The sequence below is a fragment of the Gracilibacillus marinus genome, assembly GCF_042651725.1.
Classification (GTDB): domain Bacteria; phylum Bacillota; class Bacilli; order Bacillales; family Amphibacillaceae; genus Gracilibacillus; species Gracilibacillus marinus.
This window is the reverse complement of record NZ_JBHSDV010000002.1, coordinates 159193-185527: the sequence shown is the minus strand read 5'-3', so window position 1 is coordinate 185527 and position 26335 is coordinate 159193. Positions and strand designations below refer to the sequence as shown.

Below are 26335 nucleotides of genomic sequence, written 5' to 3'. Positions count from 1 at the left end.
TTCTCCCCCGTTATTCTGTACTTCTATCGTATCCATCCTGTTTAATTTTAAGCCACTCTTGTAATCCAAGTCGCTCTAATTCCTGTAAATATTCATCCCATTCCGTTTCTACATTACCGTTTGCTATCCATTCAGCCTTTTTTCGTTCAATATAAGGCAATAAATCTGCTTCTATAGTAGAGAGACTGTTTAGCTCCTCGTGACTAAAAAATACTTTAGGATATATATTATCTGCTTTCATGTGTGGTACCATGACTTCTTTCATCAGATCTAGCCGCCAAGCTGCATCATCTGGCTTAGTAGTTATCTCACCATAGTAGCTATCTAAGATCGCCAAAGGTCCACCAACCGATGTTCTTTCTCTTAATTCAACTGGAGCTGTTCCGTCTAAAGGTAGGTGTCTCAACATCTTTTCTTCTTCATCAAATTCAAAGATATTTTTCATATCCTCATCACCATACGTTCCCCAGTTATTCTGTACAGATTGATATGGATCATAGAATTGATCAATCCATTTCGCTGTAAGCTCTAAATTCTGATTTGCACTAGTAATAACCATTTTTGAACGATCAAACCCCATACCATTTGTTCTTGCAACATTTTTATGACCATCAGGGCCTTCTAGAGGTGGCATAAGTTCATAATCGTCATTCATACCTGAAATATTTGCCTTATCCCAAGTGAAATACAAGCCATAACGACCTTCCTGACCTTTAGCTACATATGTTGGCCAGTCTTGCTCAAAAGCTTCGATATCTATTAAATCCTCAGAATATAATTCATGCATATATTTAATCGCTTCTTTATATCCTTCATCACTGGCAGTTAATTTTACTTCCCCATCGTTCGTTACAACGGTGTGGTCCCAATTATCCCCTAAGCCAAATGAACCGAATAAAAATCCCGGATCCTGTCCTCCATCATTTATAATGAATGACATTGGAATAGTTTTACCATTACCAGCCGGATCATTTTCCTTAAAGGCAATTAATACTTCTTTTAAATCCTCAGTAGTCTTCGGCATCTCTAATCCCAGTTCGTTTAGCCATTTAACGTTGATCCAAGGAAAGTTATCAACAGAATGAATGCTCTCTCTTCCCTCACCTAATTCTTCAATCCAAGGGAATGCATAGATATTACCATCTGGCGCAGTCATCATATCTTTATATTCTGGCGCCTTCTTCAACACTTCTTGTAGATTCGGCATATACTTATCTATTAAGTCATTTAAAGGAATTATCGCCTCATCTTCTGCTAGATTTAGTAATTCATAATCACTATAGCCTGCATTATGAATGGCATCAGGCATATCTCCACTTGCCATTGCTAAATTTCTTTTTTCTCCAAAAGCTTCCCCAGTGAAATTACGCCACTCAATATGAACATTTGTTTCTTCCTCTAATCTCTGATATATTAATTTTTCATTTGGATCTTCCGGAGCAAGTGGCGAACTTTGCGTCATAATCTTCAAAGTAACTTTTTCATCTAGTGGAAAAGATACATCAGAAAGCTCATAATCTTTAGACCAAGTATTATTTTCATCTTTACTACATCCAACGATAATAGCTAACATAATCAGCAACGTTAACATTGTTTTTAAATATCTTTTCATTATAATCCCTACCTTTTTATTTTAATGAGCCTACCATTACACCTTTCTCAAAATACTTTTGGAAGAAAGGATACATGATTAATAATGGCAAACTAGAAACCACAATTGATGAATACTTTATCATCTCTGCTATTTTTTGAATCTCAGCTCTTGCAAGCTGATCTGCAATCATACCAGGCTGCACTTCATTTTGGATAAGAATTTCGCGTAATACCAATTGCAACGGATAAAGAGATCTATCCTCAAGGTAAATCATTGCATTAAAATAAGAATTCCACTGACCAATAAAAGCATATAATGCAAGAACAAAAATAATTGGTTTGGATAACGGCAAGATAATCTTTAAAAATATCTTAATATCTGAAGCACCATCTATTCTTGCAGCTTCTTTCAGTTCATTTGGCAGACCTTTAAAGTAAGTTCTAGACAAAATAATGTTCCATACACTCACAGCCCCCGGCAAGATAATTGCCCAAGGTGTGTTTATCATACCCATTTCCTTAATAAGCAAATATGTAGGAATCATCCCACCATTAAAGAACATAGTTACTATAAAAAATCCCATAAATATTCTTTTCCCTGGCAAATCATCTACAGACAATGCATAGCCAGCAAGAATAGAAAATAATACAGACACAATAGTAAAGCCACCTGCATACAAAATAGAATTAAAAAACCCTCTAATAATAGATCCGTCTTCCAATATTCTTCTATAGCTATCAAGTGTCCAATCATTAGGATTAAGTGATATACCTTTTGTCAATAAAATATTCGGGTGAAGAAAAGATCCAAACAAAACATACAAAAGTGGGACAGTTACAATAAGAACTATTAAAACCAAAATAATTTTGTTAATTGAGAGGAGCATTCTATCTGTTTTTGAATTGTTTACTAGGTCTTTTTTGTATTTCATTAAACTGCGCTCCTTCCTAATAAAGTGTTTCTCCATTTAGTCTTTTGATTACAGTATTGGCAACTACGAGTAGAATAAGACTAATAACTGAATTGAATAATCCTACAGCAGCACCAAATGACCAATCGCCCGCTTGTAAACCTCTTTTATATACATAGGTATCAATAATCTCTGAAGCAGGTATGTTCATATCCGTTTGAAGCAAGTAAGCCTTTTCAAAACCTACTCCCATTATTCCGCCAATTGCCAAAATAAATAGTACAGATATTGTCGGTTTTAGCGCTTGAATATCTATATGAATAATTCTCTGCAATAAAGTGGCGCCATCAATCGTTGCTGCATCATGGAGTTGCGGATCAACATTCGAAAGTGCCGCAACATAGATAATAGATGAAAAACCTGCAACTTGCCAGATACCAGAGGCTATGAATACGCTTCTAAAATATGATGGGTCTGTCATAAAATTTACCGGTTCATCCATGAATAATGTAAGAATCCCATTAACTGGACCAGCTGGTGATAAAAAGATAAATAGCATCCCCGCTATCACAACTGTTGAAAGAAAATAAGGTGCATACACTATTAATTGAATATTTTTTTTAACTTTGGCTCTTCTCACTTGATTTAACATTAATGCCAGAATGATTGGTACAGGAAAACCAATAAGTAGTTCAAAACCACTTAATTTAATTGTGTTCATAAAAATTTGTTGGAAGTTGGGCGACTCTAGAAAATCTATAAAATGACTAAAACCTACCCAATTACTCTCTAATATACCTTTAATTGGACTAAAATCTTTGAAAGCGATTGTTACTCCGTACATAGGTATATAATTAAATATAAATACCAATATCACTGCTGGTGCTAAGAATAAATATAGAATAAAATTACTTTGATAATTTTTTTTAGATTTATTCTTTTTATTTTGTATTTTTGCTGTGTCATTGTATGCCTTAGCCATGATTTCCTCCTTTTCCGTCAAGTAGTTATATGCAAATAATTAATCATAAAACTACTCCTTCTTTTTTGTTAGCGATTTCAATTAGGATTTAGAATAAACTAATTCAAATATGTCAACCGGTTGACTTATTTATGTTATGGATTATAATTTATTTTTGTTTGTGTGTCAACCGGTTGACTTATTTTTTTTAGTGCTCATGAAAAAATGAACAATTTATAATAATCATACATAAATAACGCACCTGTTGTTACAGTGGTATTATCACAATGTCTTCACCAGAAATTCACTACAATATTCGTGTGAGCAGTTCCTCCTTCGTTCGATATGGAGATTTTAAGATATTACGCTATTCTTCTTTTAAAAACCCGATAGACTATAATACACACATTCAAAAGCACAATTGTTTCGTCAAAAGTTGAACAATTTATTTTTGAATCTTCTAGCAAATACATTTGTAAACAACCATATTTGCCTTATAGTATTGTAGGGGAATTTTAACTTCTAAAAATTGTTTACTCATTTTTACTAATGTTGTGATGGACAATTAAATCAAAACAGTCCTGCGCATTGGATAAAACACCTTGATACATAGAGTCCATTAACTCTCATTTCCACCATACAATATTTAGTTTTGATTACATCAGTAAGATCCAAAAAGGAACATCCCTAGCATTCATTGTTTTATCTAGCAATCAATTGTGGAAAGTCCATTCTAATTCTCTCAATACCAATAAACTTTTTATAGTTTTTATTTAAGCTTTAGCCTTAATATTGAACTTTAGGAATACTGTTTATATTAGATTATGTTGTCTTACCTTCCATTAATTTTACTGGTAAATTCCATTCGTTTTTCGAGATATTTTCACCATTAATTTGACTTACTAAAAGTTTAATTGCTAATTCTGCTATTTCCTTAACAGGTTGTTGAATAGTACTCAACTCTGGAACTAACCTTCTAGTTATTTCTGCTCCGTCATAACCAACTACTTTTAATTCATCAGGTATGCTTATATTTCTTTTTTTTGCTTCTCTCATCACATCTGAAGCAATTAAATCATCACTGGCAAAAATACCATCTACATGGGGGTTTTCATCAAATATTGTTTCTATAGCATTGTCTTCATTTACATATGTGCAAGGGGTTAATAGATTCTTTTCCATAACATCTTCGTAAGCTTTCCTTCTTAAATTAGCAGGGGTCTCCAATTCTGGCGAACCATTAATATGAATAATGTGCTTACAACCTTTTTTTAACAACAATTCCGTAGCTTTTTTTCCACCGTCATAGTTATCACTAGATACAACAGGTATACTTTCAGACAAATATCGATCTATAGCTACTAATGGAAGACGGGAATTGTTATATTCTTCTATCCCTCTATTATGTGCTCCAGCTATAATTCCATCAACTTGGTGTCTTTGTAACATTCTTAGATAATCTCTCTCTTTATCTTCACGTCCCTGGCTATTACATAATAATACTTTATAACCAAGCGATTCACTAATATTCTCTAGATGGAATATTAATTGACCATAGAAAGGATTACTTGTGCTTGGGAAAATAAGACCAATAATGAATGTCTTATTAATAAATAACGATCTAGCTATCTCATTTGGCTGGTAATTTAGTAATTCCATTGCCTCATGTACTTTTTCTCTAGTTTTAACACTAATATAACCTCGATTATTTAATACTCTTGATACTGTTGTTTTAGAAACACCAGCTTTTTCCGCAACATCATCTAACTTGACTTTTTTAAACAGATTTTTGTTTATTTCTCTCACTATACATCACCTTTATTATTTTTCTTTATCCTATTGTTTTGTTTGACATACATCTTAATCAAACCTACCTTCTTAATACAACTGAAGCTATGTTATTATATTTTTATCCTAATTCAACATAATCGAATGCGAATGTATTTACCTTCTGTAATCAAAATAATTTATATAAACCAGATCCAAAGTAACACTCACTCACAACATTTTAGATTATTTCCGTTTTTGTAACCAGTAAAAAATGCATTTCTCCTCAAAACTTTACTTACTTTTTGTGTGGAAATCACCAGAAAAAGCGGTACATGCTCAATTAATCTTCGCATCAATATCAGATGTATCTACCCCATCCCCAAACCAATCTTTCAATTTAGCTCTTGCTTTTTCCTTCACGTCCTCATCAATGTACATTGCCACTTGAAACAATGCGTAACCTAATGCGCCCAGGTCATCTGCATAACCAATACCTACTGCAAAGTCTGGAATCAAATCAACAGGAAGAATAAAATATCCGAGTGCCCCGATAATTACAGCCTTCACTTTCATAGGAATTTCAGGTTTTTGAAGTGTAAAATACAACAATAATACGGCATATACAACAGAAGAACCGGCCTTTTTAGCAAACTTCGCAAGTTTATTCCAAAGCTTTTCATCAGAGTAATGCTTGCCTGCTGTTTCCATTTCTTTTTCTAATTTTTCTTGGGATTGTTCCATTGGTGTGCTCCTCCTTTAATTGTTGGGATTGGTATAAGTATATCATTGACTAGATTTTGAGAGATGGCAAGTGTTTTGGTTTTTATTTTGAGGTTTAGTGAATGGATTGCTTGTCTGTTTTTTAAGTTGAATGCAGTTATTATGGAAAACACAAACTCTCATGAATTTCATTTTTTATTTTATATATCTTTATCTTTTTTGATTTTGAAGTTAATCAAACATGAGGTAAATTCCGTCAGTGGAGTTCGGGATTGTTTATTAATGGGATCAGCAAAGGTTAAGTATTGATCTAAAGGATACTTACTTAGGTTTGTCACTGCTTATAAATAGCTTTACCTACTTTTCTTATTTGTTTCACTTCCCCACGTTATCTAGACATTACAATTAATTCCACATACGAAATTTTCATAAGTTTACTGTAAATTTGCATTTCTTACACATTTCCTTAACAATTCTCTGTCATAATCAAGAACATAGGTCTAGACAAATAACTTAAAAGAGGTGTCAAAATGAAGAAAATAGTTTTTAGTTTAGTATGGTGTTGTTTGTTAGTTATGCTTGTTGCATGTGGAAATGACTCAGAACAGGCGAATGCAGAAGAAGAAAAGGAAAGCACTACTACTGCAGAAACAAATACAGAGCCCGAAGAAAAAAATCAAAAAGATTTTGAAGAATTAAATATTGCCACAGCTGGGGATACAAATATGGTAGACATCCAAGAGCAAGAAATCAAACCAATTTTCCACTCTAAAATTTCTGAAGATACGAAGATTAGAGTGGTAGGAACCGGTGCAGGAGATGCAGGTTCCCTCTCCATTTTTGAAAAGTTACATGCACAAGAGATGGCAGGTTCAGAAGAATGGGATATTGACTTAGCGATTGTTCACCAAAGTGTGATGAGTCAATTAATTGAAAATGGCCTAATTGAAAAATGGGTGCCAATGTCTGCGAACAAAGAATATGTTGTATCAGAAGATAGTAAGCAATCATTAGGTACAAATGTAGAAGACTATGTAATCCCAATGTTCCATAGTCAAGTAGCCATTGCTTATAATCCTGATAATATTAAGAATGGACTAAACTCATTTGAAGAATTAGAGTCATGGGTAAAAGAGAACCCACAACGTTTTGGTTATAATGGTATCACGAATGGAGCAAGTGGAGTAGCATTCACAACAGCCTACCTATATTGGAAGACAGGGGATTATGAACAATTAACACAAGGACCTTATGACGAACAACTAGAGTCTAAATGGGAAGATGTATTTAAAGAATTAAAGTCACTTCCTGTTACATATACTAATGGAAATAACGGAACATTAGATATGTTAAATCGTGGAGAAATCGATGCTGGACCAGTATGGGTCGATATGTTCAATTCATGGGTGAATGAAGGACGCCTCAACCCTAATCTAGAATTAGCACTTCTTGAACCTGGTTTACCTGGGCAACCGATGTATGTCGTTATACCGAAAAAAGCTAAGAATAAAGAAGCAGCACTAGCATATGCAGATCTATTAACATCTCCAGAAGTACAATCAGACGTTATTGTAGAGAAATACAATTGGTATCCAGGAATTGATGCAAATGCTGTATTGCCACATGTAAGTGAAGATGGAAAAAATCGCTTATTCAAAAATATTTCCGCCGATATTTTAAATGAAAGAGGACAATCTTTACCTATCAATGAATACTTCGAGCGTTTGAAGGAAGCTTATGAAAAGTACTAGTTTGAGAGAATCCATTTTTACGAGATTAGCAGGAATAGGTATCGCTACTCCTGCTCTCCTCACTGTAAGTCTATTATTTGTCTATCCATTTATCCTATCTTTTGCAGAGAGCTTTCAGTTAAAAGATGGCGGAATTGGGTTGGCGAATTATATAGAAGCATTTACTACATATGGCGGAGATATGGTCTATACAATAATTATTTGCGTCATCAGTCTAAGCCTGCTTTTACTCATTACTGTTTTCATTGCAGGAATACTGAGGCTTTATGCATTTCCAGTTGTCGAATTCTTATTCAAAATTCCATTGTTTGTTCCGTATGTGGTAGTAGGACATGCTATGCGTGTATTCCTTGCCCCTAATGGAACATTAAATGCAGCAATTGATGCAATGACCCTTTGGGATGTGAGCCAATTACCTTCAATTGCCTACAGTTCAGCCGGTCTCATTGCTGCATTGGTTTGGAAGAATCTCGGGATTGCATTACTCATTTTGCTAGGTGCATTTCGGTCTGTGAATGAAGAAATGTTAGAGGCGGCACAAGGTTTAGGAGCAAATAAACTCAAGGTTATTACACAGTTCCTTATTCCATTATCAAAAGGAAGCTTTGGCGTCATTGCAATATTAACCTTTACATCAATGATTAGTTCGTTCTCTATACCTGCGATGATTGGAAGTGGTGGGGGCAACCACATGATTATGATTGATCTCTATCATCAGATAGTATACCAACAGAATCCTGGACTTGCTAATGCACTCGGCGTCTTTTCTTATATTATTTCATTAGGAGCAGCAATTTACTACATAAGGGGGCTTTCCAAAAAATGAACACCATCACATCAAAAGAAAGATATACAGAGAAAACCACTCTAACCAAGCTTCCGATTATGAGAATGACAGGGAAAATCATCTTATATGTACTAGCGATTTTTATCATATTCGGTCCATTGTCTAGCTTGTTCATTTGGTCTTTTGCGGAAGAGTGGTTTTACCCAAATCCATTTCCAACAGATTGGGGTTTAAGCTATTGGAAGCGAGCATTAGAAGGAAATATGGTACAAGCTTTTGGACTTAGCTTTGGTATTGCAATCATTGTTACCATTCTAGCACTTGTATTAACCGTACCATTAGCATACTTAATTGCGCGTAATCGTCTACCATTGAAATATATTATTCTGATTATCTTTTTGTTACCACAGGCATTCCCACAACTACCTGTTTTTACAAACACGATGAGACTTATGTATCAATGGGACTTAGTTGGAACAATTAGTGGCTTAACACTCATTCATTTAGTCGGAGCACTTGTATTCTCTGTTTGGACGCTTGTCTCGGTGTTTCAATCTATTGCTATCCCGCTTGAGGAAGCATCTTATATGCTTGGTGCAGGGAAAGTGTATACCTTTTTTCATATTGTGTTACCAATGGCATTACCAGGGATCATTGCTGCAGCTTTACTAGTTTTCTTATATTCTTTGGACGAATTTACTGGAAGTCTATTAATTGGTGCCCCTTTCCAAATCACCATGCCTGTCTTTATGTATAATGCATCGACCGGATATGAGATGCAGATTGCCTCTGTAACAGCTGTCTTACTAATGATTCCAGGAATTATCCTATTATTACTTTTACAAAAATTTATGAAATCAGAATATTTATCTGCTTTTGGGAGGGTGTAAATTGGTCGACATTCAAATACAACAATTGACGAAACGTTACGGCAAGAAAAGAGGGATAGAAGATATTAATCTGACTTTACCTTCAGGTGGATTGACAGCAGTTGTCGGTCCAAGTGGTTGTGGCAAGACAACACTACTAAGAACACTAGCAGGATTTCATCAACCAGATGAAGGCAATGTGTACTTTGGTGAACGTGATGTAACCAAACTATCTCCACAAAAGCGTAATGCAGCAATGGTGTTTCAACAGTATGCATTATGGCCACATATGAGTGTATATGACAATATTAATTATGGATTAAAATTGAAAAAAGTTCCTGTCACTGAACAAGAAAGAAAAGTCTACGAAATATTACGAAGAATAGAAATTGATGTGACAGATGTAAAAGAACGCTATCCGCAACAATATTCAGGTGGGCAGCAACAGCGGATTGCCTTAGCACGCGCATTAGTCGTTCAACCTGATGTCATGTTATTAGATGAACCATTATCTAATCTTGATGCTAAAGTTCGCCAGCGCCTCCGTGTTGAGATTAGAGAAATTCAGCAAGCATTTGGCATTACTGCTGTATATGTCACACATGATCAAGAAGAGGCATTATCAATGGCAGATTATATTATTATCATGAACAATGGACAGGTAGAACAAGCAGGTACACCTAAAGAAGTATACGAAAATCCAAAATCGCTATTTGCCGCACAATTTCTCGGTGAAAGTCATACAATCCAGTTCCAATTAAACAGTATCGATAAGCAAATGGTAGTAAGATCGGATGAATCGGCATTGATTCCATTACAAGCATCACCTGACAATCATCCAACATACTTTGAAGATGAGACATATTATTATCTTTACGGAAAGGTAAATAGCTATTTATATATGGGATCATATTATCGTTATATGATTGAAGTGAATGATGAATCGATTTTTGTTGATTCGAATGAAATAATAGACTCGCAAATGTGTAAGGTGAAAATTAACAAGAATAATGCTCACGTTTTTGATGTAGAGAAGAAAGAAGCGCATATAATCGTGTAGTCAGATAATAAGAAGCGGTATGTACAACAGATGTTGTGCACGCCGCTTTTTATGTATACAAACATACCTCATTTAACACTGTTAATTAAGTTTTTACGTTATAAGCATATATATTATACTAGTATTACTCATTGAACCAAGCTGATTGAAAAGCGGGACCTTTTGGACCGGTAGATATAGAAGTATTACCTATTTCCCCCCATAGACCACCATATTGTATAAATGTTTGACCATTTAAAGGCGCTTCTTTTTCACCTACATTAATTACTTTAGTTACTGAATTCCACACTTGTCCATTCCCAGTGTAATCAGTTGGAAGAATTCCCCTATCTTGCGTACCTGCTGTCGGGTAACTAGCATGTGTACCCTTTGCGGAGTATATGACTGGATGTGTGAAATTACCGGTTAATTTTTCATTGCTAGCAGCATAGATACCATTCGGATTTGCAAAAGTTAATTCACTCGCACTGTATCTTTTTCCTTCATCATTATGAGAAGCGTAGTAAGCATTATGAAAGTTGAGACTATTATCCACTGTTACTGTGATATGTTCCCAATCTCCTTCATGGTTCAATTTAACTCCCGCTACACTAGGAGCCTCATTAAAAGGATAAAAAAACCAATATTGAATATCATAACCATTATCCAGAGTTGTACTTTGTTGTATATGTGCATATATCCGCCAGTTAGCCTGATTAGAGTCCCCTTTGTAAACTAATTGATCAAACTCATTTTCATTTGATGGCTGTAGGAAAAATCCACCGTCTTTATATGTGTCTCTTGCATCTGTAGAATATACAATCGTGTTATTATCGATACAAAAATTTCCCTTTAAATAATTTTGTTGTAATAAAAGTGAACTCTGATTTACATCACCTGAATTCAAAATCTGCTCATCTAGACATCCTCTATGGTGAAATCTCATTGCTACTCTTTCTAAATACCAATTCACACTGGAAATCGCATAATCTTCATCTGGATGCAGAATCAACTGTGGAGCATATTTATCCATTATCTGATTTTCTAGAGAATCAAAAATCCCGTCATTATCATTATCCCCACTAGATGCATGTAAAGGTGTTGCCATTAAATATAGTACAAACAATCCTAAGAAGCTAAGTTTCCATAAAAATTTTTCCATCACTCTGTTCTCCTCCATTTTTCTTTAAAGTCTAGACAAATAAATCTTATCAAGACAATATGAAGTACTTATAAAGGTAATGTAAATCTTTAATGAAGCTTGAGGTACAGTAACCAAAAGGAGAGTCAAAAAGTATAATAAATAGTTGTATAGAAGAAACTCCGAGGAAAAGATTATTCCCGATACTCCACCCACTCCATTCCAACTTGATACTCCCCCACTCGTAACTCGACAACAGAATATACACCATTTGGTCCACCACTTGGTGTTTCTTGTCGATGTCGAATCATAGGCGGGAACACAATACCAGGAAACATAAGCCCTAGATTGCTAAAGTGTTCAGGTTGTTCTGGATGACTATGACCTGCCATGCTCATTACTTTTACTTCTGGATGAAGAGTAGTATATGCTTGAACTATTGTTGCTATTTGTTTTGCTTGCTTTTCAAAATAAAGATGGTTTGAATCAAATTGATGTGGACTTACATGGCTACATAATAGGATATAATCTTCTTGATTTTCCTCAAATTGTGCTTGTAACCAATCTAACGCTGCATCATGTAGCTTACAATGCTGCCAATGATTACTTTGCTGATTAGCCTCATCAAAACTACTATCTAACATAATAATACGGCAGGACATGTTCCCTTTTCGTATGACATATACTTGATTAAAGGAACTGCCTGCTACAATTGGCTGATTGGAATAACCAAAAAAGGTCGCCAATTCCTTTGAATCATATATATCTAGATCATGATTTCCTAATGTAAGTAGTTTGGGAGAATGAATGGATTCCCATATTTCCATAAATTTGTTTGGTGGGCACGAACCGTGGAAACAATCCCCTAACAATAGAACAACATCAGGATTTTCTTTATTAGCAATCTGGGCATATGTACGGAAATTGGCAGGTACAGCATAAAAAAGCCCTTGCTCTCCAATGGATTCCACATGATTCGGGTTCCCATCAATATCCTTCATATGTAAATCTGTTAAGACATGAATAACGATGCTCTCCAACCTTAAGCCCTCCTATATAAATCGATTTATGCTACTCAAAATCCGCTTCATTGATGCATTAATTTTTCCATTAGATGCGAGGACACATGTCGAGGACAAAATAGGTTCATCGTGTAAAGTAGTACATGTGCCTCCAGCTTCTTCAATTAGTAAAATACCTGCAGCAATATCCCATGGTTGTAAGCCAAAATGCCAAAAACCATCTATACGCCCTGCAGCTACATCTACTAAATCGAGACAAGAAGAACCTGTAATACGAATCCCTCTCGCTTTGCCAGCAAAACCTTTCATCAATAAAGGTACTTCATTTTTTCCTACCCATTGTTGAGCAGAGAATCCAAATGCAATCAAGCTACTCTCTATTTTTTCTTCATTAGATACAGATAATAACTTTCCATTACAATACGCACCTTTATCCTTAATGGCTGTATACATGCTTTCTTGATGGATGTCGTACACCCATGCAGCAATTGGAGTATCTCCATTGCATAGAGCAACAGATATCGCAATCCGCTCAAACCCATGGACAAAATTCATCGTGCCATCAATTGGATCCATCACCCAAGTCATTTTTTCCTGTTCCAATGCTTGGTGTGGATTAGTCTCTTCTGTCAAAAATAAATAGTTCGGTGTTATTTGTCGTAATGCGTCAACTAGGTACTTCTCGACATTACGATCCATTTCCGTAACTAAATCTGACTGATTATGTTTGTACGTATACGCATGTACAGCTAAACCTCTTCTAATCATATTCCCTGCTTTCTTTATACTATCTGTCACTTTATCTGTAATGAGATTGAGTTCCTGATTAGATACTAGCAAATTATTCATCTCGCACCCTTCTTATTGTAAATTGAAACACATCATTCCGGAAATAATCCATGGAATAGAGCACTGGCTCATTTGATTGATTATAATGAAGTTGTTTCATCATTAAGACTGTTGTTTCTGGTCTGATAAGTAATTTTTGACAATGACGATCTGTATGCAGTGGCACATGTAATTCTGCATCTGCACTTGTAATATAGATACCGCATTTTTCTTCTAAATAAGCGAATAAAGAGCCGATTATTTTTTGATTTAAAATATCTTTCCCAATAATGTGTTCTGGAATGATATTCACAGACACTACAGTTGGTTCACCATTTGCTGTTCGAATCCGTTCGTTCACAATAACTGGATCGCCCTCTTTTAGTTCTAATACTTCTGCCCATTCTTTTCTACAAGTTGCGAGACGAATGGATTCTTGTCTTTCTCCTTCTCTTAAACCAGCAGATAAAATCATTTGTGTCACGCTATCTAATTTCTCTAATCGATTCGGAATATGCGGAAGTGGTTTGACGACAAATGTGCCAGCTCCTCGCTTCACAACAAGTCTCCCTTCTTTCTCTAACAGTTTCACAGCAGAACGAAAAGTTTCACGTGACACCTCAAACTTCTTCGCCATTTCAATTTCTGATGGCAACTTCTCCCCAGGCTTTAATCTGCCATCATGAATCGATTGTAAGAGTTGATCTCGAATTAATACATAACTTGGTTTCATTTCCTCACAGCTCTTTCATTTATTTTATAAATTGTCTAGACATTAATTATAGCGAATAATAATAATGATAACTATACATATAAAGAGAATTAACAAAAAATTAATATAAGAGAATCTTTCTATACTCATAGTGTATGTATATTTGAGTGTGATATGTCTAGTCATTTTAATCAAAAAGACTTTACATATAAAAAATAGCCTCCAAGCCTATACCCTAGACTTGCGGACTACCCAATAGAGCTTATCGAAGTTTGGTGGAGCCTCCAGCCTCGTCCACTATAATCGTTTGTCCTGTAATATAAATCTTCACTTGCTAAGAATCCAGTCACTCTAAGCAGACAGCCATTATTTGGTAATGAATCCACTAAAGAAACGTTCTTATTTCGTGGGGAAATGGAGAAAGGAATAACCTACTCTGATTACAAGGCTGCTTATATTTTTAAATAGATTTATTTAAACACTTCCACCCCTTTTAAACAACAATACCCGCCAACCCCTAAACATCCCCTTCAAGCTCATAATAATAAATCGGCGTACCCTTTTCACTACGTCCACCAACAACAACAATGTACGCAGGCTTATCTATTTGATAATTATCATAATAGTAATAAAAATTGCCCAACAAAAGATTCGTTGTAATTACCAGTTCCGTTGATTCACCAACTTGAAATTGATTAAGGGCATCAAACACATTTTGCATTGCCTCTGTTGTAATATTTTCCTGAATATTCACCAAATTATGGTATCCCTCATAGTGTTCATAAATCGCAAACTTACTATCTGCTTCAAGAGATTGATCGTTTTTCCGCGTTATGTTGATGGGAAGCGTATAATTTGCAGCTTTTTTCCCTTCATAGACTGGGTCTAGTGCTATCTGTGGTTCGCTTGCTTCGCCAAACTGGAATTCTAGACTACCAATCATCACCGTATCTCCTGCTTCTACGTCCACTCTATACGCTTTATAGTACTCTCTATCTTCATTTATAACTTTTATCCTTATCGATACAATAACAACTAACAGTATGAAAAAAAACACAATGAAATATCGCCACTTTTTCTTAGCCATGTGTCATCACACCTTCAGAAATAGTGTAAATCTCATCTGCTGCTTGCTCTAAAAAGTCGCGGTCATGACTCGTAAGAATAATCGCTTTTCCTTTCGCCTTCAAATCCTTAATAATTTGTACCATCAAAGCTACACCTTTCTCATCAAGTGCATTCGTTGGCTCGTCTAATAGAATAAGATCCGGACTTTCCATAATTGCCTGGGCAATGCCTAACCGTTGTTTCATACCCAATGAATATTTCTTATACTTTCTTTTATCATCTGGATCTAAACCAACAAGGCGGATGGTTTCTCTTACAACACTCTCATCAATTTTGTTGTTAATTTTCGCTAAGAAAAGTAGGTTATTCAGACCCGTATAATCAGGAATAAAACTAGGGTATTCAATTAACACGCCTACATTATCAGGGAATGGCGTATCCTTTCCGATTATTTTATTATCTACACGTACTTTACCTTCCGATAGTTTGATCAATCCTGCAATAGCACGTAAGAGCATCGTCTTTCCAGACCCATTATGCCCCCTAATACCAAGGATTGTCCCTTTATCAACTGACAGATTGATATGATTTAAGATCACAGTATCTTTTATTTGTTTTGTCACATTTTCGCATTGTACATACATATCTATTTTTCTCCCTTCTCATCAAGAATATCCATTCGACTAATCACTAGCCACTCTGCCATACAGCAGCATAAGAACACGATCACAATCCATACCAATAGGAAGGGAATGTGCGAAGCCAATACCACCGATTCTTCCCACCGGCTATACATCGAATAATTGCCGATTAATAATACATTTGTACTGAACATGGATATAAAATTGAAAATAAATACTATTAAAAAGGAAAGGATTTCTCCAATTAGAACTGTAATCATTTCAAAGAATAATGCTTCTATGAACAGTGTTACAATCAAAAAAACGAAAAACACTGCCGTAATTCTCCATTCCAAAACAAAAGAAGGAGGCACCTGAAACAAAAGGAATTGCAGCAAGGAAACACTTATAATAAACGCCATAAATAGGCATACATAGATTGCCGTATACAAAAACAGCGAGGAAATTTTACTAATCATAAATTTCTTCAAACCTGTGCGCAAAAGGATAAAACCACTGCTGCTAGTCAAATCCGTAACAAAAAATGTTCTTAAAGAGAGAAAAAATAATAATTGAAAAAAAAGCCAACCAAAAGGAAGGTGAAAATCTCCACTCTCTCGAAACAGTTCCAGATCCATGATAGAAAATCCATTCCAGAAACGTGCAGGAGACACCCACATCGCTTGTCTCGTCAATTCATTGACTTCAAAGACAAATATATAAAATAGAGTCACAATTACAAAAAAGAGCAACTGCGTAAGAATCAATTTTCTTCCATAGTAAAGGCGCATCTTAAGATCACGCTTAATTAACAAAAACATAGTCAAGTCATGCCCCCTTCTTATGCAACTGCATTGATAATAGCAAAAGAAAGACTGCCATTATCAATAAATTCTCTATTAGCGGAAACATAAACCCTTGCCATGACCATATTGGCCGATATAACAATCTTGTAGATGTAAAAATAATGTGACCAAATACATATTGATCCGCTAGTGACATCAGCATGACTAATAAAAAACCTATTTGCACGGAGAATCTTTTTGCTAAGAGAATAAGTAGTAAGCCAATATTTATTAAATTAATATAACAGAAGAATAATAGACAACAGATATGTAAGAAATCATCTATCGTAACCTGCTTAGATGCTATAGGAAAACATAAGAAGGAAATGACACCGATTAGACAAGTTCCCCATAATGCCATCATACTTGTCTGCGTAAAATAAAAGCCTAATAACTTCCGATAACTATTTACCCGTATCTGCAACTTAATAGGAATGGCATGGATATGACTTGCCAAGGCAATCAATAGCGTAAACGGAGTTAAGAGTAAATATACCCATTTATAATGAAAATCGATATTATATGTAATGATATGATATGGTCTGGGAATCTCAGGAAATGATGAATGATAGATAAATAAAACAAGTCCATACATCAGTAATAAGATACACCCAGAAAAAAAATACAAATAAAGTCGTCGACGATTAGCAAAAAAATATCGGATATTAAATAACAAAAAAAACTTATTTCCCAATATTTCTCACACCTATCCCATAAAAAGCGGCTGTACCTAATAATAATAGTCCAAAGAATATATATACATAGAAAAGTTCTGTCGGTAGAGCATTGACCATATGTAAAAAGTCGTAAGGAGCCAGACTAAGCTGAAGAAACTCATCTATCATAGACAGTATGAATGTAAATAATAATGGGACTACTACTAATAGCAATTGAAAACGAACAATCAGCCCTAAGCTTGTTGCGAACATAGCAAAAAAACCACCAACCAATCCAGCTAATGTAATATAAATCATAGTATGTAAAAAAGGAAAGCTTTGGTGTAAATCAAAAAATAATACTTGATAAGAGCCAGGACTGTACATATAGTAAAGAAATTGATTTGGTGCAATAGAAGGAAACGTTATCGCAAATAATAAAAAGTTTAGTAAAAGCGGTAATACAATAACAAGAAAACCCGCTGCCGCACTAACTGCCAGCATAGAAAACAAATAGCGATGTTTTCCTGCTTTCATAATCATTAATTGTGCATAATTCGTCTTTCGGTCTGTCAGTAGTTGGATGCCATATGGTATTACAGCTAAAATAGGTAATAACACAAGAGAAAGATTGGCGATTTCAGATAAACTGGAATACATCCATAACAAATAAGAAGAGTCTGGAATAGCAGGTGAGTGTCCAGACAATGCTCTATCTTTCAAATCAGCAAAGACCATACTTGTTATTTGTGCGTATTGAAAAATCGCAATCAGAGAGCCAATAATTAAGCTTAGATAGAAATATTTACTATAAAATAATCTTTTAAATTGAACAGATAGCAAGTAGCAGCACTCCTTTTAATCATTTGAATAAATGTAGCAGGTGCATAAGTTTTAATACTCATCCTCCTAACTGATAGAACGTATAAATACAGTATTTTCACGACAAATTCCTTCATTTACCAGTTTATATCCACAATATGTATGTGTTAATATGGTTTTCCGTTTTTTTACACACGAACCATATTATGTTACTCGCGTCCATTGTATACCATTCTCCACCCCAATCGGATGACTCAACACCCACATAAAATACAATGCCTTAGCTGCCTTCGCACGTGTAACCACTTCTCTCGGTTCAAAGTACGTCCCATTTGTAATTTTCCCTCTAACCATACCTTCCTCAGACCGCGCGAGTCCAAGTTCATACGCCCCTTTTACCTTCCTATATAACACAGGGGAAATCTCAGCTATATCCTTCAATTTTTCAAAAGGTGTAAGTGGATCATAGGTAATATGATTCTCCACATCATTATAATCTGTCATATAACGAAGCTTGTGACCATCGAATCGTTCCATGTATGCATCATATAAGACGACAGCCATCCTTTCCCTTGTGATATATCTTTCTTGAAAAGTTGTCAGCTGATCCAGATTTACTTTCATTATAGATGCGACAGCTCTCCGGAATTCCTCTGTCTCCATCGGACGATTCGGATAGAAGTAACCGCATTCATCTTTATGCATCACCTTTAATTGCACGACCTTTTCAATCTGATTCCGATAGTAAGCCTGATCACCAGTCATCGTATCTTTACAGCATTGGTCCAACACTTCATCCCAATTACCTGTTGTGATTGCCTTTTTAACAGAATCTGTGATAAAACTCGTGATTGCTTTCGCGACTAGATTCCCTTTGCTACCCAACAAAGCAAACTCTGTCACAATTATACGTGCGAATGGATGTGCAAGTGCTTCTTTAAAATGGGTGCCATCAATCTTATTGGATGGGTGACCATTGGCATAGGTCCCGTCATTCGTCTTCCCCGGTGTCTCGCCTGCTTCGATGGACATGAACAATGCTTTCGTTGCCTTTACGCCAATTTCATTATAATATTCTAAACTTTTTGTGTTTAAATCAATTGTCGTGATTTTTAATTCTCTTCCGATTTCCTTCAACATGTCAGGGAACATTCTTTTTACAAAAGAGTTACGATAGCACCCTTCTGTTAACCTACTATCAATCCGAGACATTGGTGTGACAAAGATAGGAATAAGACCACGAGCACGAATTGCAGGAATATACAGATGCTTGATATAAGCCCTGTACATATTCTCTGTGGAACCACGCCCGAATCGCTCGCCTTCATCTGTTCTCTCATCATTGTGACCAAATTGTAGAATGATATAATCCCCCGCTTTTGCTGTGAGCAAAATATCATTAAACCTGCCTTCACTATACGCGCTTTTAAAAGACCTGCCACCCATCGCATAATTGACCACATTCACTTTTTCTTCATTAAAAAATGAATAAAAAACCTGGCCCCATCCATGCATCGGCGCTTCGTCAAATGTGTAGGATTTAACCGTAGAATCCCCAAGTAAAAACAAAGTCGGATTCTCCCTCTCCCGACGCTCTAAGGCAGGAATTGGCGTAATGATGATTTCCTTTATACCAACAGTCCTATTTGTCACTTTTGGCTCTACCTCTATATCAATAAATTCACGCCCGTTTGCATAAGAAAAATGCCATTCATCCTCTTTAAACTTAACAAATTGTTTTACTGGAATCTGTTTAGCCGCATCCCAGTAACAATCCCTCTCGGGGGCATTTGGACGCATACCTGAAATAGATATCATGGCATCATTAATAGGACAAGTTGTCTTTACATTGATGTGATACCCACCAGGAGGTAACTGCACTCGAAATGCGAAACCAAAATGATTGTAATCATCCGGGCTCTCTGACATACACTTTTGAAAATAAGGTTCCGAGAGGATATATCCATCTTCCGTTGCCTGTATATTCCTCAGATGAACAACCCGCGGCGGGAAAGCACTCGTTAAAGGCACAAAACCATATCCCACTTCTTCATTGTATACAGGAATCGCATCACTGTTTACTTGGATAAAATCCGCTTTTACTGCACTTGTGAAATTGAATGAAAATGTTTGTGTCATCATTTTTTCTCTCCTAATCTAGTATTGGATGGTGAGCTGCATCATTTCTCTAGATGTGGTAGATTGACTGTATTCTATTTTAGCAAGATTATTGGGTTTTGGTAATCGTTTTAAGGAAAATATCACCAAATTAAACCATTTTACTACACAAAAAAAACAGTAAAGATTGCTTAACTCCTTACTGTTTTGACCTATTCACTCCATCGTTCCATTCCAATTATTCATTCCGCCGATCATATCTTCCACTTCAAAACCTAATGCCTCTAGTATGCCGCAAGCTGCTTTACTTCGATTACCTGATTGACAAACAACTACATAGCGCTTCTCCTTGTCCAGTTCACCTTTGCGTAACGCAAGCTGACCTAAAGGAATATGATGTGCACTTGGAATCTTACCATCAGATATTTCTCTATTTTCACGAACATCAATGATATACACTTCTTCATTCGTTTGAAGACGTCTAGCTACTTCTTCTGGTGCGATTTGTTTCGCCATCACTTGTCATCCTTTCTAATACCAAGCATTCATGCCACCTCGGACATTAGAAATGTTCGCAAACCCTTTTTTTCTCAGTATATTTGCCGCTTTTGCACTTCTCATACCACTTTGACATATCACAACGACTTCCTTATCTTTTTTCAATGTATCTACTTGATTAGACAAATCGAAAAGTGGAATATTTTTAAACGGTTTACGATGATTTGCTTTATATTCATTAGGTGTACGAACATCAATAAACTGAACATCTTTATCCCTTAATTTATCTTTTGCTTCTTGAACTGTGATGTTTGTAATGCCCTTTTTGGGTATAAAACGATTTATTATAAAGAGTCCAATCAATATAACAAGAATCCATTGTATCATATCCATCTTATCGCACTCCTTTGCTTTCATTATGACGTTTATCTGCTTTCACTAATAAATTGACTGCTTCTTTTACAAGTTCTTTCGTGTCTTCGCCATTATCCATATTCTCTCGAACACATTGTTCTAAATTCATGCTTACAACCAATCCAATTGTACGATCAATACCGGTGCGAGATGCTGATAATTGAGTAATGACTTCCCCACAATCTTTATTTTGCTCCATCATATTTAATACGCCTCTAATTTGGCCTTCAATACGTTTTAAACGATTTACAACAGATTTATCATACTCCATCTATTATTCCTCCTGTACGCGAACAACCGATAATCTCAAAACTACTAATAAGATATCCTCCTATATTTTCATTTGTTTTCTCAAAAAATCTAGACATTCATTGAGTTAAGATATCTATCCAAATTTTTATAGCCGTACCCGCAATGAGGAGTGCCAATATTACTTGTAAAATTTGAGTATTCATTCTCTTTCCTACTTTGGCTCCAAGTGGTGCCGCTAATAAACTTGCTACAATCATAATAGCAGCAGGCCAATAGTCTACTTGTCCAGTAACTAATTTACCAACACTTCCACCGACGGAAGAAATGAACGTTACTGCTAAACTTGTTGCAATCGTCATGCGTGTTGGGATGTGTAATACCGTAAGCATGATTGGTACAAGTAAGAATCCACCTGCCGCACCAACTATACCAGATGCTATACCTACAATTAATGCCAATATTGCCGCTAATGGCTTATTGAAGATAACATTATTTAAAGGTACATCGTCCATTTGTTTCTTTGGTACGAACATCATTACAGCCGCAGTCACAGCTAAAATACCATACACAACGTTCACTGCTTGTTCAGATAAGAAACTCGAACCATAACTACCAATTAAACTCCCAATTAAAATAGCTCCACCCATATAAATGATGAGCTGTTTGTTTAAATATCCACCCTTACGGTATGCCCATACACCTGCAATCGAAGCAAACAATACTTGTACTGCACTTATTCCAGAAACTTCATGGGCTGTAAATGCTACTAGACCAAATAAAGGGGGGATATACAGTAACATTGGGTATTTAATAATGGAACCACCAACACCTAACATACCGGATAAAAAAGAACCAATAAACCCAATTGCAAATACAACGATGATAAAAATTACATCCATGACTAATCCTTCTTTCTAATTTGGAAAAGCGAGTAGTTCATGCTACTCGCTATGTGTTTTTCATTATCCTTTTTGAATATAGAAATACAGAACATCTTCTTCTGTTTTTTGTTCTAATACAGTATGACCACCTGATTTTGCCCATGCTGGGATATCATTTATTGCCCCTTTATCTGTTGCAAGCACTTCAAGTACTTCACCAGAGTTAATCATGTCAATGGACTTTTTGGTTTGCACAATTGGCATAGGACATGCTAAGCCTTTTGCATCTAATGTTTTTGTAATGTTCATTTCATTTTTCCCCTTTTTCATTTTCTACTTTAGTTATATTACACTAGCGAACCGCACAACGATTTGGACCAATTTCCATTTCTGTTTGTTCGTCATTGTCAGGTGTGATTTTACCCATATTTACCTGCCGAATTTGTTCATATGCATTTGGCTGTGGCGGTAAATTATCTGTAACGGTACGACGGAATTCTGTTTCATCCTCGATATTTAAGCCGTGATTTTCTTTGAATAAATCACCAAGTCGTTTAGACACCATTCCGTCTTCATTTAATTCATCAATAATCATGAAGTGTGCAGGTAACACAATTAAATTCTCTGCTAATTCACGATAACGGGAATATAATGTTTCTCTTAAGTCACCTACCCAATCTTCTGCAAGTCCTGCTAAATCGGGACGACCAATGGAGTCGATAAATAAGATATCACCTGTTAGCAAGAACTGATTGTCGATTACGAATGAGGTAGAACCAATGGTATGACCAGGTGAATACAGTGCATTTACATCGATTTGAGATGCTCCAATTTTTACATGTAATCCTTCTGTAAGAGGAGTGTAATCAAATACCACCTCTGTTGCATCTTTTGGTGGTAGGTAGTACGTTGCTCCTGTATTTGCAGCAATGTGACGTCCACCTGAAATATGATCTGCGTGTAGGTGCGTATCAAATACGTGCTTGATTTCTACCCCTTTTTCTTTCGCAAAGTTTGTGAATACATCTGTGTAACGTACTGCATCAATAATAGCTGCTTCGCCTTCAGAAATAACCATATAAGATAAACAACCTTTTCCTAAGCGAACGAATTGGTATAGCTCCCCACCATTTTCTAAATCAGAGACTTTGATTGGTTCTAGGTAACTACTCCAAGACTTCATCCCACCTTCAAGATAAGCAACTTCACGACCAGCATCAGATAGCATGTCAGCTACCATAATGGAAGACCCTTCTTTCGCACAAACTACTAATATTTCCTTATCTGTTGGAAGTTTAGGCAAAATCTCTTCTACACCATCTAATAAATCGAAGTAAGGAATATTTACATACTCAAATGTATGCCCTTCAATTTTCCAATCCTCAAATGCATCCTGATTGCGAACATCTAAAATAAACAATGCTTCATTATCAATTACTTTTCGAGCAACTTTTGCTGCTGTCCATTTATTTACTGTCATTCTTTAATTACCCCCATAGGTATAATTTTATTTATTTTTTTGCAATGGAGAATTTCCCCACTGCTTGAAGTTTAATCATCTCTTTAGAAAGTTAATGTTGGTGATGCATCTTTTGCATACTCTAGGAATGTTACTGCTCCACCAACTTCAATATCATCAACGAAATCTTCTTTCGTAAGACCCATCACATCCATTGTCATTTGACATGCAATAAATGTAACACCTAGTTCTTGTGCCATCTCAACTAATTGTGGGATGGTAGGAACATTTGCCTTTTCAAATCCTTCAGCAAAATGTTCTTTTCCTGCTGGCATTTCTAATGCATGCATAGATTGTTTATGAATTAAATTTAGTCCTTCAAATGTGAAGAAAATTTGTACCTCTTTATCTGAAGCTGCTGCTGCTGTTGCAATATTGAATACTTTGTATGCATCAAACAATCCTCCGTTTGACGCGATAATAGCTACTTTTTCTGACATGATCCATTCCTCCTAAATTTCTTTTGATATATTTCCGTTCCACTCATTCATACCAGGTAGAACGTTATAGACTTTTGTAAAACCTTTGTTTGCTAAAAGTTGTGCTGCTAAATCAGACCTTTTCCCTGTACGGCAAATCACATAAATTTCTTTTTCTTTATCTAATTCTTCAAGGCGTGATTCTAATTCACCCATTGGTATCGATTTTGCACCATGAATATGACCAAATGCATACTCTGCTGCTTCACGTACATCTAAAATCAAACCATCACCTGATTCTATTTCATCAAGTGAAACAGTGTGTTCAAATGCTTTCTCCACTTCTGGTTCATTAGAGCCTTTGCGAATGTAATGATAAAGAACCTCGCCTTCCTCTACAGTTCCTAAATACTGGTGTCCAACAGAACTTGCCCATGCTGCCAGGTCTGCTTTGGAACCTTTGTCTGTAGCTTGCACTTCCAATACTTGACCATCTTCAAGATCCTTGACTGCTTTTTTTGTCTTTACAATTGGCATTGGACAAGCTAAGCCTTTTGCATCTAATTGATAATTTGCTCGTATCATTCATTTACCTCCCATGGTATGACTCTCAATAGAAAAATTTTGATTACATATTTTATACCTATATGGGTATATTTTTTGGCATGAAATAAGTCGTTATTATTAACGACGTTCAAAAGATACCTTTTATAATTTCCATTGATTTAACTTGTTGAAAATCAATTACATGATTAATATATACCCATAGGGGTAAAATGTCAACTCTTTTTATTTTTTTAGATGGGTTTACATGTGTTGTGTTCCGTTTTACGTTTATCTTATATAGGATATTGGAGCATACAACTGCCACTTTTTTTGTATAATTGAGTATTGTCATCTTATAATCCACGGTTCCTCGCCTTTATAAGTGGTTTCACTTACTTTAATTTTAGAACTTAGTGAATTACGATAATCATACATTCTCCTTTCTCACTAAATATCAGCGAACTTTCCATTAATTAATCTACTATTACATTCGAGATATTTGTGTCAAAAAATTAAGAATAAGATCAAGAGCACGTATTGCAAACATATACAAAATTCAAGCATCAAAAAAACACGCTTTCGCTACTTAAGTCAGCAGAAAGCGTGTGAAAAATTAACTTCATCTATCTAGTTAGTATTTCTCAACAATTATTTTACTTGCTCTTCATATTCCTTCATCTCAATCAATGTAGGAATGGAGTTATGACCACCTGTTCTTGAAACTTTAATACTTGCCGCAACACTAGCAAATTTAGCTGCTTGCACAAGATTATTAGAATCTAAAAACTCACATGCTATAGCGCCTGCATAACAGTCCCCAGCACCTACAGTATCTACTGCATCGACTTTAATAGAATCCACAAGAGTGCTTTCTCCATTTTGATAAACAAGACTTCCTTGTGCACCCATCTTGACGATTACATTTTCAATACCAAGGCTATTTATCTTTTTAGCTGCCTCTAACGCAGTTTTCTCATCCGTTACCTTGATGCCAGTGATTTTCTCTGTTTCTTGCTGATTCGGTAAGATTAAATCTGCATACTGGAATGCTTCTTCAAAAATTCCACCAGCTGGAGCCGGATCAAGAATCACAAACATACCGCGTTCTTTTGCGATTTTCATTGCCGCAATAATAGATTCTTTACTTGTTTCCATTTGTAAAAGAAGAATAGTTGATTCAATGTTTTCAAATGCTTTTTTAACATCTTCTTCCGTAATGTAATCATTGGCACCTTTAGTACCAACCATAGTATTTTCGCCTGTCTCGTCAACAATCGCCACGAATGTACCTGATCCTTTTTCAGTAATTTCAAGAACATTTGTTGTATCTACACCTTGACTTTGCAAGTTTTTTAATAACTGATTACCTGCATTATCTTTACCAACTGCTCCAATTAAAGAAATCTTTTTTCCTAGGCGAGCAACTGTTACAGCTTGGTTCGCACCTTTTCCACCAGGAGTCATTGAGATTGCATCACAAAACAATGTTTCACCATAATTTGGATATTTAGGTGACTCTACTATTACATCCATATTAATACTTCCTAAAACAACGATATCATATTTCATGTCG

At 35.6% G+C, this 26335-nt stretch carries 28 protein-coding genes; 4 read left to right on the top strand and 24 right to left on the bottom strand.

Annotated features, from left to right (window positions below):
- Positions 1-10 precede the first annotated feature (10 nt).
- The 5 genes from ACFOZ1_RS08740 to ACFOZ1_RS08720 form a co-directional block, all read right to left on the bottom strand.
- Positions 11-1612, bottom strand: coding sequence for an ABC transporter substrate-binding protein (locus ACFOZ1_RS08740; RefSeq protein ID WP_390198543.1), 1602 nt, complete (start codon positions 1610-1612; stop codon positions 11-13).
- Between the two features lie 16 nt (positions 1613-1628).
- Positions 1629-2525, bottom strand: a complete 897-nt coding sequence (locus tag ACFOZ1_RS08735) for a carbohydrate ABC transporter permease (protein WP_390198542.1) — start codon at positions 2523-2525, stop codon at positions 1629-1631.
- 16 nt (positions 2526-2541) lie between these two features.
- Positions 2542-3486 carry an ABC transporter permease gene (locus ACFOZ1_RS08730; RefSeq protein WP_390198541.1) on the bottom strand — a complete coding sequence of 315 codons (945 nt, stop codon included), beginning with the start codon at positions 3484-3486 and terminating at the stop codon, positions 2542-2544.
- An 801-nt stretch (positions 3487-4287) separates the two neighbouring features.
- The gene (locus ACFOZ1_RS08725; RefSeq protein ID WP_390198540.1) at positions 4288-5271 is read right to left on the bottom strand and encodes a LacI family DNA-binding transcriptional regulator; all 984 of its coding nucleotides are present in this window, start codon (positions 5269-5271) and stop codon (positions 4288-4290) included.
- Positions 5272-5571: 300 nt separating this feature from the next.
- A complete protein-coding gene (locus ACFOZ1_RS08720; RefSeq protein ID WP_390198539.1) occupies positions 5572-5976 on the bottom strand; it encodes a YkvA family protein in 405 nt (134 codons plus the stop codon).
- Positions 5977-6485: 509 nt separating this feature from the next.
- On the opposite strand from ACFOZ1_RS08720, the gene ACFOZ1_RS08715 reads away from it, so the two are divergent.
- The 4 genes from ACFOZ1_RS08715 to ACFOZ1_RS08700 are packed head-to-tail and all read left to right on the top strand — an operon-like array spanning position 6486 to position 10422.
- Positions 6486-7706, top strand: a complete 1221-nt coding sequence (locus ACFOZ1_RS08715; RefSeq protein ID WP_390198538.1) for an extracellular solute-binding protein — start codon at positions 6486-6488, stop codon at positions 7704-7706.
- Positions 7693-8532, top strand: a complete 840-nt coding sequence (locus tag ACFOZ1_RS08710; RefSeq protein WP_390198537.1) for an ABC transporter permease — start codon at positions 7693-7695, stop codon at positions 8530-8532. Before ACFOZ1_RS08715 ends, ACFOZ1_RS08710 begins: the two co-directional genes overlap by 14 nt.
- Positions 8529-9383 carry an ABC transporter permease gene (locus ACFOZ1_RS08705; RefSeq protein WP_390198536.1) on the top strand — a complete coding sequence of 285 codons (855 nt, stop codon included), beginning with the start codon at positions 8529-8531 and terminating at the stop codon, positions 9381-9383. Before ACFOZ1_RS08710 ends, ACFOZ1_RS08705 begins: the two co-directional genes overlap by 4 nt.
- A 1-nt stretch (position 9384) precedes the next feature.
- A complete protein-coding gene (locus tag ACFOZ1_RS08700) occupies positions 9385-10422 on the top strand; it encodes an ABC transporter ATP-binding protein (protein ID WP_390198535.1) in 1038 nt (345 codons plus the stop codon).
- A 124-nt stretch (positions 10423-10546) separates the two neighbouring features.
- Here ACFOZ1_RS08700 and ACFOZ1_RS08695 read toward each other — a convergent pair whose 3' ends face one another.
- From ACFOZ1_RS08695 to rbsK, 19 genes are all read right to left on the bottom strand, one after another.
- On the bottom strand, positions 10547-11563 hold the full coding sequence (locus tag ACFOZ1_RS08695) for a Vps62-related protein (RefSeq protein WP_390198533.1): 1017 nt from the start codon (positions 11561-11563) through the stop codon (positions 10547-10549).
- Between the two features lie 173 nt (positions 11564-11736).
- A complete protein-coding gene (locus ACFOZ1_RS08690; protein ID WP_390198530.1) occupies positions 11737-12582 on the bottom strand; it encodes a metallophosphoesterase family protein in 846 nt (281 codons plus the stop codon).
- A gap of 12 nt (positions 12583-12594) precedes the next feature.
- A complete protein-coding gene (locus ACFOZ1_RS08685; protein WP_390198528.1) occupies positions 12595-13413 on the bottom strand; it encodes an inositol monophosphatase family protein in 819 nt (272 codons plus the stop codon).
- Positions 13406-14125 (bottom strand): GntR family transcriptional regulator, encoded by a 720-nt coding sequence (locus ACFOZ1_RS08680; RefSeq protein ID WP_390198526.1) that lies wholly within the window; start codon positions 14123-14125, stop codon positions 13406-13408. Before ACFOZ1_RS08680 ends, ACFOZ1_RS08685 begins: the two co-directional genes overlap by 8 nt.
- Before the next feature lie 496 nt (positions 14126-14621).
- Complete coding sequence (locus ACFOZ1_RS08675; protein ID WP_390198523.1) at positions 14622-15191, bottom strand: hypothetical protein; 570 nt, start codon at positions 15189-15191, stop codon at positions 14622-14624.
- Positions 15184-15822, bottom strand: a complete 639-nt coding sequence (locus tag ACFOZ1_RS08670) for an ABC transporter ATP-binding protein (RefSeq protein ID WP_390198993.1) — start codon at positions 15820-15822, stop codon at positions 15184-15186. Before ACFOZ1_RS08670 ends, ACFOZ1_RS08675 begins: the two co-directional genes overlap by 8 nt.
- Entirely contained in the window at positions 15819-16619 is an 801-nt protein-coding gene (locus ACFOZ1_RS08665; RefSeq protein ID WP_390198520.1) for a hypothetical protein, read from the bottom strand. Before ACFOZ1_RS08665 ends, ACFOZ1_RS08670 begins: the two co-directional genes overlap by 4 nt.
- A 1-nt stretch (position 16620) precedes the next feature.
- Positions 16621-17232, bottom strand: a complete 612-nt coding sequence (locus ACFOZ1_RS08660) for a hypothetical protein (protein WP_390198518.1) — start codon at positions 17230-17232, stop codon at positions 16621-16623.
- Between the two features lie 88 nt (positions 17233-17320).
- Positions 17321-18136 carry a hypothetical protein gene (locus tag ACFOZ1_RS08655; RefSeq protein ID WP_390198515.1) on the bottom strand — a complete coding sequence of 272 codons (816 nt, stop codon included), beginning with the start codon at positions 18134-18136 and terminating at the stop codon, positions 17321-17323.
- 183 nt (positions 18137-18319) lie between these two features.
- The gene (locus ACFOZ1_RS08650; RefSeq protein ID WP_390198513.1) at positions 18320-20254 is read right to left on the bottom strand and encodes an SGNH/GDSL hydrolase family protein; all 1935 of its coding nucleotides are present in this window, start codon (positions 20252-20254) and stop codon (positions 18320-18322) included.
- Positions 20255-20449: 195 nt separating this feature from the next.
- A complete protein-coding gene (locus ACFOZ1_RS08645) occupies positions 20450-20749 on the bottom strand; it encodes a rhodanese-like domain-containing protein (protein ID WP_390198510.1) in 300 nt (99 codons plus the stop codon).
- A 15-nt stretch (positions 20750-20764) separates the two neighbouring features.
- Positions 20765-21124, bottom strand: a complete 360-nt coding sequence (locus ACFOZ1_RS08640) for a rhodanese-like domain-containing protein (RefSeq protein WP_390198508.1) — start codon at positions 21122-21124, stop codon at positions 20765-20767.
- A 1-nt stretch (position 21125) separates the two neighbouring features.
- Positions 21126-21416: a metal-sensitive transcriptional regulator gene (locus tag ACFOZ1_RS08635; RefSeq protein ID WP_390198505.1), complete on the bottom strand. Its 291-nt coding sequence runs from the start codon at positions 21414-21416 to the stop codon at positions 21126-21128.
- A gap of 97 nt (positions 21417-21513) precedes the next feature.
- Positions 21514-22296, bottom strand: a complete 783-nt coding sequence (locus ACFOZ1_RS08630; RefSeq protein WP_390198502.1) for a sulfite exporter TauE/SafE family protein — start codon at positions 22294-22296, stop codon at positions 21514-21516.
- A 63-nt stretch (positions 22297-22359) separates the two neighbouring features.
- A complete protein-coding gene (locus ACFOZ1_RS08625) occupies positions 22360-22587 on the bottom strand; it encodes a sulfurtransferase TusA family protein (RefSeq protein ID WP_390198500.1) in 228 nt (75 codons plus the stop codon).
- 43 nt (positions 22588-22630) lie between these two features.
- Positions 22631-23758, bottom strand: a complete 1128-nt coding sequence (locus tag ACFOZ1_RS08620) for an MBL fold metallo-hydrolase (RefSeq protein WP_390198497.1) — start codon at positions 23756-23758, stop codon at positions 22631-22633.
- A gap of 83 nt (positions 23759-23841) precedes the next feature.
- Positions 23842-24237 (bottom strand): DsrE/DsrF/DrsH-like family protein, encoded by a 396-nt coding sequence (locus ACFOZ1_RS08615; protein WP_390198494.1) that lies wholly within the window; start codon positions 24235-24237, stop codon positions 23842-23844.
- Between the two features lie 12 nt (positions 24238-24249).
- On the bottom strand, positions 24250-24801 hold the full coding sequence (locus ACFOZ1_RS08610; RefSeq protein ID WP_390198492.1) for a sulfurtransferase TusA family protein: 552 nt from the start codon (positions 24799-24801) through the stop codon (positions 24250-24252).
- Positions 24802-25410: 609 nt separating this feature from the next.
- Positions 25411-26331 (bottom strand): ribokinase, encoded by a 921-nt coding sequence (gene rbsK, locus ACFOZ1_RS08605; protein ID WP_277679931.1) that lies wholly within the window; start codon positions 26329-26331, stop codon positions 25411-25413.
- Between the last annotated feature and the right edge of the window lie 4 nt (positions 26332-26335).